We start from the raw sequence: 10996 nt of genomic DNA on the forward strand, positions 1-10996 counted from the left end.
CCCCGGTGCCCGTGCACCGAAGCTAGTAAAAGAGTATATGGTGCAGCAGATGGGAGAAGGCTCGGTTATTGTGGATGTAGCGATTGACCAGGGCGGGTCCATTGAGACCATTGACCGGATTACTACCCATGAGAATCCTACCTATGTGAAGCATGGGGTAGTGCATTATGCTGTGGCTAACATGCCGGGAGCGGTTGCCCGCACCTCCACGCTTGCACTCACCAATGTGACGGTGCCTTATGCACTGCAAATTGCTAATCGTGGTATCCATAGAGCGGTGCTGGAAAATCCGGCGCTTGCCCGCGGGCTAAACGTCGTCGCCGGACATGTGACGAATGCAGCGGTTGCACAAAGTCTCGGATATGAGGCAGTAGACGGTGTGGCATCTCTGGCTGTGTATGGCGTATAGCAGACAGAAAAAGTCAGTATTCTTTAATAGTCAGGTAGCATGTTGAGCGGGGAGAGCGGTTTCTGATCCGGCCGTTACTTCCCGTAAACTTTTATTCAAAAAAAGCTTGTCAAATTGTCCGGGGTTTGATATACTCATTTTTGTTGTGGTAATAACATAACTTGCTAAGCATGGCTCGTTGGTCAAGGGGTTAAGACACCTCCCTTTCACGGAGGTAACATGGGTTCGAATCCCATACGAGTCACCATATGCGGTAGTGGTGGAATGGCAGACACGCTATCTTGAGGGGGTAGTGGGTGTATACCCGTGGAGGTTCGAGTCCTCTCTACCGCATAATATGTAAAAGTCAAAAAACCTTGATGATTCAAGGTTTTTTTTCTTTTTTATTGTATTAAGTAACTCTTATAACGTTCTGTTTTGACTTTGTTGACGGAATTTATTATGCGACTAGACAAAACTGGATATCCTGGAGAGATTGAAAATCTAGAATATTGCCCATAAACCTGCCCCAAATGCAACTCAGGGTACACTTACGAGGGGCAAGGTCAAAGGAAACTCCTCCGTCGTAAAAATAGGCACCAAGTCAAAAATATTCGTCTGGTTGGTGGCGATCATAATATCGATTGTAAGATCGACGGTTTTGGAGTAATGAGCTTAAAGTCTGAGTTTGTAAAAAAAGGTATAAGTAAAAGCTAGTGACGCTACGATTACTCAGAGATAAAGTGCTGTATCCTCACATCCCTGAAAATCGCGGTACCCCCCTCGGAAAACAGAGTGACTCCCTTATCATCCGGTTTCGGAAATACGACACTGGAATAAACAACGGCTCCGTCATCAATAAAGGCCTCGGTGCTTGTCTTATCTACGAATATCTTCAGGTGAACCTTCTTCTTGCTCACATCAAAGGGAGCCCTGCTCTCCAGGTATTGTCCGCTCTTGTCCGGTTGTCCTGTATAAGCTCTATTTACATAAGTGTAACCGCCGGTAATGAACACTCCCACATCTACATGACGGGTTCTACCCTGCGATTCCCTAACCCTTATTCCCGCATTCTTAAGTTCAGACCATGACAGATCGGCATCCAGCTTGTACGAATCACCGGTTACAGGAAGGGTGTGCGTGCCGTTAACTATAATTTGATTAAAATAGTCTGTGGCCTGCGTTAAATGCTCCAAGGCATGGGCAGGCTGTGAAACCAAACGATAGTTACCGTTGTTACCCTGCTGAAGCATTATCTGGCGGACAATCGAGTCCATACCATTAAAACCCTCCCGCAGTGTCGGTGTTTCATGGGCATATTTCCAGTTATTCATCCAGGCCAGAGCAAATCGGTGACTGTACTTATCGCTGCTGTTCCCATCCTCGAAGGTTACTGCTCCATACCAATCAAATCCATAATCCAGCCACTGCGGCTCGCTGTAATCTGCATTAAATTCCTTCCCATTGAAGTCGCCTGTCCAGTAAGCATAGGTATTGGGTTTACCGGCCGCCTTGCCATTTGCGCTAACTCCAAGTATCCATTTATTGGTGCCGTCAATTGCTCTCATAAGATAGAGGTCAGGGCATTCCACAAGCCCTATATTTTCCGTAATAAAAGCACCGGTGTATTTCCAATCCTTTAAGTTGGAAGACTCATAGAAGCCTACTTTTGTTCCTTCTGCCATGCTCATAACCCATCTATGAGATTCAGAATTCCAAATGACCTTTGGATCTCTGAAGTCGGTTGTACCCGGATTTGGGAGTACCGGCTTATCGCTGTAAGGTTTGAACGTTGTTCCCTTATCCGTGCTGTACCATAAGTATTGTTCCTGTTTTCCTTCATCCGCAGAGGGCTGTGTAACAATCGCTATAAGAGCGTTTTTTCCAAACCCGGCTGTGTTGTTCCCGTCCATAACCACTGATCCTGACCACGGGTCTCCGTTCGGGTTCGTATATTTTGGGATGGCTACTCCTTCATCCTTCCAGTGTACCAAATCCGTTGATGTCGCATGCCGCCACTCCGTTCCGTTTCCATGTGGATAATCACGATTGTAGAGATAGTAATAATGATATTTTCCATCCTGGTAGATTGGCCGCTGCGGGTCGTTTTTCCAATGGTCCGGAACCGTAAAATGATAGTTGGCCCGGTAAGTTTGCTGATCTTTCTTGTGGGTGGGGGGCAAGAAACTGTATAGGATAAGAATCAAACTGCCTGCACATAGAATAAGTACGATTAGCCGTGCACGAAATCTTCTGGTTGTGTTCATGAATACCCCGCTGTCTATTAAAAAGAGAAAATGCCGATGGTTAGTCGGCATTTTCTCTTTTATAGTTATTCAAAAATATTTAACCTACTCGATCGTAATTTGTCCTTGTTCAAGGATGCTGTCTTTGACCACCGAAGTTTTGGATCCTTTAATATTCAGCAGGAAACTCGGTGCAAAAGTAGATTGGTGATCTGCGAAATAGCCTCTGTTTGTCATGTAGCTGGTAATGACGACATTATCGCCTTCCACCTGCGGAGTGGCAAAGTGAGCATAGGTCCATGTGACGTCATAAGGGTTAAGATCCTGATGCAGTACAAGGCCTGTACCGTTCAAAGGCTTATAGGGTCCGGTTAAAGAATCAGCTACATAACCAAGCATGTATATGTCTTCTTTATCGATTCCTTCAATGAACATCTTGGCACCTCTTGTGCTTGTGAACAAGTACCACTTGCCGTCTTTTTCAAATACGTTAGCCCGCTCAATTTCATCCGTGACCAGATTGGACGCGATCAGCGGCTTCATTACTTGCTTCAGCGTAAAGTCATCATTGATCTCGATGATACCCAGTGCACCGTTAGCGATGGACGTGAACTTCTTGTCAGGGCTTTGCAGCAATTTCTGTTTCTCGGCTTCGAAGAAGACGTTGCTTCCGCCATAGAAAGCTTTATTGAAGAAGGAATTTTCACCCTGGTAGCCCGTTTCTGTACCGGTGTTGGCTTCAAAGATAAGGTACTTGCGGCCGTTATCTTCCACATAGTGAGGGTCCCGGAGCGTGTGGTTATCGGAATAGTCTCCGGCACCGAATGCCTGATTAACCGTCTGATAGTTTTTACCGTCGCCGTCAAAGATGGATTTGAGATCTTCCACGCCGTCAATTTTAAGCAGGCCGGCTTCTGGCTGCGATACATTGATTTGAGCGGTTGTCAGGGTTTGTTTGCCGAAGAATCCCTGCTCAGGCGCCCAAGGATGACGGTTGGTATAGAACAATCGCACTTCCCCGTCAGAGGTTAACGTTGCCGAACCTGACCATTCTTCCGCCTGGTTGTTCAGGATGGAATCGTCTGGACCTAATTTGTCGGTATCTTTAAATACTCTGCCGGCATTCTTCCAGCTCTCAATGGAGTTGTCGCCAGCTTTTTTGTAGAACAGGTAAATGAAAGTGTCCGACCCTCTCTTCGGATCACCCGCCAAACCGAACACGATGTTATATCCCTTATAGTCTGCCACGGTTCCATCCGCATTTTGCAGCGGCCAGGTGTCCCATACGTCCATATTAATCTTGTTGCCATATTCATCGTACTTTACTGCTGCAGGAATGTTCTTGATTGTTGAAGCATCGAATTGCGGGACTTTAAATTGTTCGCTGGTCTGTTGCTCAGGTAATTTCAGCATGTCTGCGCGTGTAATGTGGGAGAAGCCGTAGCTTTCCTTGTAGTCCGTGCTTTGTTTTGCAAAAGCGGAAGCGCCGCCGCCTACCAGTAAAACTGTTGCAAAGGTTGCTGCTGTTGTCTGTCTCACAAACGTTTTGATATTCATATCCTGTCTCCTTTTCCGCTTCGTTTTTTTAGGATCCTGGTAAACATAAAAAAGACCTAAAAATTCCTAAAGGGGTTTACAGTGATAGTAAACGATCCCTTACGGATTTTTAGGTCTTGCCTGCTTAACAGTAACAATCCCGACATATTTTTTTGTCACGGCTATTCTATAACGTTTTTATGAAGGAATTATATAGGTCTAAAGTCCTTTTTGTTACACTATAGCGTAAGAGAATCATTAAATCTAGTCTTTATCCGGTTAATTTCCATAGCGATAAACACGATCTGGCTGTCGGTAAAAGTATACCCGTAATCTTCTGCTGCTTCATCGCAGATCCGGGCTGCCTGAGAGAAAGTTTGCGTGTAACGCTCTTTGGCAATGGACACGATTTCCGAGTTCAGTTCGTTTCGCAGCTTGCCCGCCTCATCCGTTTGCAGGATATTCTCGAGTTGGGTGATCAGACGTTCATAGCTTGCGGAACCCCGGTCGAGCGGAACGCCGGCGGCTTGTCCGATGCCGTCAGCAATATCACGGATAAGTGCCGTTTTATCCTCATTTGTACCGTGAGCCCCGGCATTTTTCCAGGCAGTATGGATGTGCATGGCAATATAGCCGACTTCGTCCGCAGGAATATCTACCTGCAGTTTTTCGCAGATCATTCTTTTGGCATGCTGCCCGATCTGGAACTCTCTCGGATATAGAATCCGTATCTCATCGAGAAGCGTATTCTGAATCGCGATTCCCTTTCCGATCCGCTCCAGGGCGAATGAAAGGTGATCCGTTAGCGCAATATGGATATGCTTATTAAACGTTACATCCAGCTCACGCTCGGCGAACGAAATAATTTGCTCCGACACCTCTATTTCCTCTTCAGGCAGTGTCCGGAGCATTTCCTGAAGGTGGCTGTACTGGTCCAGATCATCCATGATAAATATTTTTTCAATACGGGCCCTGTCAACAATATCGTTTTTTCCCTTTTGAAAAGCAATGCCTGAACCCATGACAATCTTTTCTTCTCCCAGGTCGTCTACAACAACCGCGTTATTATTAAGAATTTTTTTGATTTTCATGATTTTCCACCCCAAGAATCCAAGTAACCGCAAAGGCTGTACCCGCCGCTAGCAGAAACCCGATCAGATAATGAATTAGATTTATATATCCGGGCAGTACGATAAATGCAATCATCGGAATGCCGGTCAACCCGAATGAATTGGCTACCACTTGATGAAAAGCTACATAAGCACCTCCTGTGGCTCCGCCAACAGCAGCGCCCAGAAAGGGACGGCCAAGCTTCAGGTTTACGCCGAAGGCAATCGGTTCCGTAACGCCCAGAAAGGCGGTAAATGAGGCGGGCAGCGCTATTTTTTTCAAAGCGTCATCCTTTGTCAGAACATATACCGCAAGTCCGGCACCGCCCTGGGCAATATTCGCCATGGACCAGATAGGCAGCAGAAAATTAACCCCGATTTCGGGGTTGGAGATCAGTCCGACTTCAATGGCTTGTATGCCCTGATGCAGCCCGGACATTACGATAGTGCTGTAAACTCCGCCAAGCAGGAGCCCGAATACGGTGCTTCCGTACTTAAATACATGCTCCAGAGAGCTGCTAAGAACCCCGCCCAGTTCCGTGGCAAGAGGACCAATGACCAGAATGCCAAGGCTGCCGCCAATGATGAAGCTTAGAAAGGGGATCACCATAATGGCGGCAGATGAAGGAATAATCCGGCGAAGGCTCTTCTCTACAAGAGTCATCAGTAATACAGCAAGAATAATCGGAATCACGGTACCCTGATAGCCGAACTGGGGTGCGGTAAGAATACCCATCCGGCCTATCTGCTCACCGGGCGATTCTGTTGTCCAGATCAGATCGGGCCGGGTCATTAGAAGGCCGACTGCAGCGCCAAGCGGCGGGGTGCCTCCCAGCCTTTTAGCTGCCTGATAACCGAACATTACGGCCATACCTTGAAAAGCGGAACCCGTTAACAGCGACAGGGTTTGAACGTAGATGCTGTCCTGTGGTACCCACCCGAAGGCTTGTACGATTCCGAGCAAGCCCAGCAGCAGGCCAACCGCTACAAAGAGCGGAATCATCGGCACAACAATATCGGAAAAGAGGAATACTGCATCCATAATCCGGCGGATCAGGCCCTTGTTGCCCCAGGTTATCCGCACACGCTCTTTCCAGTCCTGCAAGGAAGGGGCCGGTGCAGAAACCGGTATATTAAAGGCTTCCTGCTCTATCTGTTCCGGCAAACCGCCAGGCTGTTCTTCTTCCCGTTTTGGGGATACCATATGTTCCTCAAGAATACGGACGATCTGACGGTGTATCTTGATGACAATGGCCGGTCCCAGTATAATTTGCAGGTACCCGGTTCGGACAAATACACTCTGAACCTCCTGCAGGCCGGTAAGGCCGGCCTCATCGGCCGTTAAACTGTTTTTCAGCTTAAGCCGAATACGTGTCGTGCAGTGAGAGGCTTCTGCCACATTATCCGGTCCACCCGACAACTCAATTAGACGCTCGGCCAGTTCCCGCGCCGAACCGCGGCTCTCCCTGGGGCTTTCTCCGTTCTGGTCAGACGGGGGATTCTTTTTCTCCATTTCAATCCTCCCTACATATGCTGAGCAACAGCTTTTGAAAAAAATAAAAAAGACCTTAAAGGTCCACTGAAGGTTACAAATTCGTAACCTATTTTATAGGAATAATCCTATTTTGACATTGATCAATTTCAAAATCAATGGTCAGTAATTCCCATACAAATTCCTCCAGTGAACTTCAAATGTGCATTGGTTTAATTTCATCAAGCTTGAGATGGCCAAGTGCAGAAGTGGAGAGTCCAGTCTATACATGTTTGCACGACTCTTATTTTTCTTAATGTTATGTTTATGTAACTTTATAGACTTGAAGCGGATTTTTTATTGTGTATGTTAGTTTTTGTGCATTAAATGGCGCTTTTTTCTTGATTGGTGAGATGAATAGAGATTTTATTGTGCATTTTTCCGAAAATGTGTTACATATATTGACGTTAATATACATTAAAACTATCATTGTATTCAATTAAGAATCCATTCTTGATTAGCTTATATCTCTAATGAGAGACGGAGTGATGCCGGATATGACTAAAAGAAAGGAGATGGAGATCTACAGGGACATTAAACTCGCAATCACGCAACACAAGCTGCTACCGAACACACAGCTGGTTGAGGATGCGCTGGCTGAAGCCTTTCAGGTCAGCCGTACGCCCATAAGGAATGTTCTAAGAAGACTGGCGATGGAGAAGCTGGTTACAGTCATTCCATACCGGGGGGCCTTTGTCTCATGTCCCAGTGTTGACGAGGCGAGAGAGGTCTTTGAAATGCGGCGGGTCATCGAAACGTCAATGGTCCGGAAGCTGTGCACGATCGTGAAGCCGGAGCAACTGGCCCCGCTGGAGATTCTTATCCGGGAGGAGCATGAGGCTAGTCATGAAGGTGATATTGTCGGGGCGCTGGATGTCACAGTAGATATACATCTAAAGCTGGCAGAGCTGGCGGATAACTATTATTACTATCATTTTTTAGAGGAGCTGATCTCACTCACTTCGGTCATCATTTCCCTCTACGGGACGAATCAGAGCTTCTGCCATGATCATGAGGAGTTAATGGCGGCCATTCTGCGTCAGGACGGAGAACAGGCGGCTCATATTATGGAAGAGCATCTTTGGCAGATCGAACGTTCGCTGAATTTTACCGAAACGACGACCAATGTTCTGAATTTCAAAGAGATTTTTCATAAGTGATTTTTTTTGGACCAGATTGTATACAATTTCGGATGCCAAACAATCGGAAAATGCATACAAAGGAGTGGGGAGATTTGAAAAAACGGGCATTCATGCTGGGTATGATGACAGCCGCAGCGACTGTACTGAGCGCTTGCGGAAGCGAAGCAAATGAGGGAGCAGCGGCTGAAAACGGAAGCGGCAGTACCATCACGATCACACTTATGCACAGATACCAGGACTCCAATATCGGCAAAAGCCCGGAGGATACTGCAGTGCTTGACGGGCTGAAGCGGTTTCGTGCAGATTATCCGAATGTCGAGGTCGTTGAAGAGCAGCTTCAAAATGAGGATTACTCCATCAAGGCCCAGGCGCTGGCAGCGGCCGATGACATGCCCGATGTATTCATCGTCCCCGGCTCATGGATGACCAATTTCGTAGATAACGAAATCGTACTCCCCCTGAACGCCGAGCTGGACAAGCATGCCGAGTGGCGCGATGGTTACCGGACAGGCACCCTGGATGCCGGAACACGCGAAGGCCAGGTGTATGGCATTCCAATTGCGGCCGGGCCTACCCATCTGATCTATTACAACGCAGATATGTTCGCTGAGATCGGGTACGACCAGTTCCCGGCGACCTGGCAGGAGTTGAAGGACGCGGGCGGAAAGCTGGCGGAGAAGGGCATTAACCTGTTTTCATATGGGGACAAGTCCAAGGGTTATGCGTTGTCCAGCTGGATTAGTGCCTTGACCGACCGGATAAACGGACCGGAATGGACCGAGTCGATCCTGGCAGGAGACGGAGCGAAATTCACAGACAAGGGCTTCGTACAGGCGATCGGTATAATGAGTGATCTGGCCAAAGCCGGTTACCTGAACAAGGATCTTAATTCTGTTGATACCGATACAATGGTCAACTATTATTTTGAAGGCCGCTCCGCAGCATTCGTCAGCGGCATCTGGTCAGCTATGAACGTTGTGAACAATGCACCGGAAGAAATAACTGCCGCCACGCGAGTAGCTGTATTCCCCGGCGTCGACGGCGGACTGGGCAATCCGCTGAGTTCATCCGGAGGTGCCGGCGTCTATTATAGCGTCAATGCCGGCGTACAAGCGGGTGAGAAGCTAGACGCCATCATCACCATGCTCGATTATATGACCGGTTCCAGCAGCGCAAAGCTGATGGCGGAAGTCGGAGGTTTCCCGGCCTATGACCCCGGAGCATTCGATACGGCCAAGCTGCATCCGGTAGCGCTCGCAGCTTATGAGGCCAGCGCGGCAGCCGAAGCGACCAAAATCTTCGACCTCTGGTTCGATGCCTCGATTGTCGAAGTCATTAATACCGGGATTCAAGGCGTTATGGCGGGGTCCAGTACACCGGAACAGCTGGCCCAGGAAACCCAGAAGGCCTATGAGACCTTTTTGGCCAATCCTTAACCGGAACCAAGATGCATTTAGGGTGAGAGCGGGATAAAGCCGGATTCCGGAGATTATTTTTAGAGGGGTGAGGACATGGGCAAGGCGCTGCGCCCGAAGGGCTGGGTGCTTCTGGCATATCTGCTTCCGGGACTTGTAATATATTCCTTTGTTGTGCTGGTTCCCATTTTTTCCGCTTTCCGTTACAGCTTCTACTCATGGACGGGAGGCCCCAAAAAAACGTTTATCGGCATAGGGAACTACATGGAGCTACTTCGGGATGAGGTGTTCTGGCATTCCTTTCTGAACAATGTGCTTATGACGGTATATGGCCTGATTGGACAAGTAGGGCTCGCTTTTATTTTTGCACTGCTGCTGATGTCCAAAATGGTCAAGCTGAAGGGACTGCACCGGACGATGAGTTATTTTCCATCCACACTGGCTCCTGTAATCATCGCATTCCTCTGGATGCTGATCTACAACTATAACTACGGACTGCTGAACGCCGGATTGACCAAGCTCGGTCTGGGTGACCTGGTGCAATCCTGGCTCGATCTGACAGGTCCGATTGTACTGCTCGTATCCATTCCTCTGTCCTGGCAAAACATCGGATTCTTTACACTGCTAATGCTGGCGGGACTGTCGTCGATTAACAAGGAAGTTCTGGAGGTTGCCGAGCTGGACGGGGCTACGGGTATACGCAAAGCCTGGTATGTCATCATTCCATTGGCCAGGCCAACCTTGGTCGTTGCCTCTCTGCTCTGCATCGCCAATAATATGCGCGGCTTCGAGCATATCTACGCACTGACCGGAGGCGGTCCGGGCAACGCATCCTCAGTGATGGCGCTGTATGCGTACCAAACTTCGTTCTTGCGCTTCCGTTATGGCTATGGTTCTGCACTGGCTATTGCCATTATTGCACTCACCATGCTTATGATCCTGCTATCCACCCTGACCCTTCAGCGCCGGGAGAATCAAAAGGGAGGTTCGTATTAATGGAACTCCAACTGGAATTAAAATCGCAGCGCAGCTCCCGCAGATTGCTTCCTGGTCCGGCTAAGCTGGTGGTAAACGCATTAATGCTGCTCTTTACCGCCAGCTGCATTATACCGCTGCTCTGGATTGGATATTCATCCCTGAAGACACAGGCGGAATTCGCCAATAACATTCTCAGCCTGCCTAGTGCGCCGCAGTTTGGAAATTATCTGGAAGCGATCAAGATCACGAATATGCTCCAGCTGTCATGGAACAGCACGAGGGTGACACTCCTGTCGGTTATCGGCATTACGGCAATTTCGTTCGTAACAGGTTACATCTCGGCCCGGCTGGACTTCAAGGGAAAGAAAGCAATGATCTTCTACTACCTGTTTGGCATGCTGGTGCCGATTCATGCGCTGCTTGTCCCGATCTATCTGTTATTTAAGAATTTTGGCTTGGCAGACGAGTGGTATACGCTGATCATCCCGTATATTGCCTTTAACCTGTCTCTTCCCATCATGTTGGTCAGCAGCTATGTGGTCGGCATTCCGAGAGAGATTGAAGAAGCAGCGGCCATCGACGGCCTAAGCTTCAGCGGAACCATGTTCCGTATAATTTTCCCGATCGCCGTGCCGGTGCTGACCACGGTCG

Annotated in this window: 8 protein-coding genes, 2 tRNA genes and 2 pseudogenes; 8 read left to right on the forward strand and 4 right to left on the reverse strand. The window is 48.3% G+C overall.

The window, feature by feature from the left end; translation table 11 throughout:
* The 4 genes and pseudogenes from AQR02_RS33405 to AQR02_RS30960 form a co-directional block, all read left to right on the forward strand.
* A pseudogene (locus AQR02_RS33405) lies at nt 1-409 on the forward strand (alanine dehydrogenase); the annotation flags it as partial.
* A 172-nt stretch (nt 410-581) separates the two neighbouring features.
* A tRNA-Glu gene (locus tag AQR02_RS02225) sits at nt 582-656 on the forward strand.
* Nucleotides 657-659: 3 nt separating this feature from the next.
* Nucleotides 660-742, forward strand: a tRNA-Leu gene (locus tag AQR02_RS02230).
* Nucleotides 743-950: 208 nt separating this feature from the next.
* A pseudogene (locus AQR02_RS30960) lies at nt 951-1105 on the forward strand (PhnA domain-containing protein); the annotation flags it as partial.
* 11 nt (nt 1106-1116) lie between these two features.
* Here the strand turns inward: AQR02_RS30960 and AQR02_RS02235 are convergent.
* The 4 genes from AQR02_RS02235 to AQR02_RS02250 form a co-directional block, all read right to left on the reverse strand.
* Nucleotides 1117-2655, reverse strand: a complete 1539-nt coding sequence (locus tag AQR02_RS02235; RefSeq protein ID WP_054939202.1) for a glycoside hydrolase family 32 protein — start codon at nt 2653-2655, stop codon at nt 1117-1119.
* 84 nt (nt 2656-2739) lie between these two features.
* Nucleotides 2740-4191, reverse strand: coding sequence for a glycoside hydrolase family 68 protein (locus AQR02_RS02240; RefSeq protein WP_054939203.1), 1452 nt, complete (start codon nt 4189-4191; stop codon nt 2740-2742).
* Between the two features lie 218 nt (nt 4192-4409).
* Nucleotides 4410-5261: a PRD domain-containing protein gene (locus AQR02_RS02245; protein WP_054939204.1), complete on the reverse strand. Its 852-nt coding sequence runs from the start codon at nt 5259-5261 to the stop codon at nt 4410-4412.
* Nucleotides 5239-6792, reverse strand: coding sequence for a PTS transporter subunit EIIC (locus AQR02_RS02250; RefSeq protein ID WP_054939205.1), 1554 nt, complete (start codon nt 6790-6792; stop codon nt 5239-5241). The genes AQR02_RS02245 and AQR02_RS02250 overlap by 23 nt, the downstream gene beginning before the upstream one ends.
* Before the next feature lie 515 nt (nt 6793-7307).
* Between AQR02_RS02250 and AQR02_RS02255 the strand changes: the two genes are divergently transcribed.
* From AQR02_RS02255 to AQR02_RS02270, 4 genes are all read left to right on the forward strand, one after another.
* Entirely contained in the window at nt 7308-7970 is a 663-nt protein-coding gene (locus AQR02_RS02255) for a GntR family transcriptional regulator (RefSeq protein WP_054941956.1), read from the forward strand.
* 74 nt (nt 7971-8044) lie between these two features.
* The gene (locus tag AQR02_RS02260; protein WP_054939206.1) at nt 8045-9388 is read left to right on the forward strand and encodes an extracellular solute-binding protein; all 1344 of its coding nucleotides are present in this window, start codon (nt 8045-8047) and stop codon (nt 9386-9388) included.
* 75 nt (nt 9389-9463) lie between these two features.
* A complete protein-coding gene (locus tag AQR02_RS02265) occupies nt 9464-10363 on the forward strand; it encodes a carbohydrate ABC transporter permease (protein ID WP_054939207.1) in 900 nt (299 codons plus the stop codon).
* Nucleotides 10363-10996: carbohydrate ABC transporter permease (locus tag AQR02_RS02270; RefSeq protein ID WP_209444111.1), on the forward strand; the 634-nt coding region annotated here is incomplete at its 3' end. The genes AQR02_RS02265 and AQR02_RS02270, both read left to right, overlap by 1 nt.

The sequence above is a fragment of the Paenibacillus ihuae genome (genome assembly GCF_001368795.1).
Classification (GTDB): Bacteria; Bacillota; Bacilli; order Paenibacillales; family Paenibacillaceae; genus Paenibacillus_AQ; species Paenibacillus_AQ ihuae.

Bases quoted from the DNA above. Each gene is read 5' to 3' on its own strand.
- AQR02_RS02235 (WP_054939202.1), bottom strand. From the start codon at position 2,655: ATGAACACAACCAGAAGATTTCGTGCACGGCTAATCGTACTTATTCTA.
- AQR02_RS02240 (WP_054939203.1), bottom strand. From the start codon at position 4,191: ATGAATATCAAAACGTTTGTGAGACAGACAACAGCAGCAACCTTTGCA.
- AQR02_RS02245 (WP_054939204.1), bottom strand. From the start codon at position 5,261: ATGAAAATCAAAAAAATTCTTAATAATAACGCGGTTGTTGTAGACGAC.
- AQR02_RS02250 (WP_054939205.1), bottom strand. From the start codon at position 6,792: ATGGAGAAAAAGAATCCCCCGTCTGACCAGAACGGAGAAAGCCCCAGG.
- AQR02_RS02255 (WP_054941956.1), top strand. From the start codon at position 7,308: ATGACTAAAAGAAAGGAGATGGAGATCTACAGGGACATTAAACTCGCA.
- AQR02_RS02265 (WP_054939207.1), top strand. From the start codon at position 9,464: ATGGGCAAGGCGCTGCGCCCGAAGGGCTGGGTGCTTCTGGCATATCTG.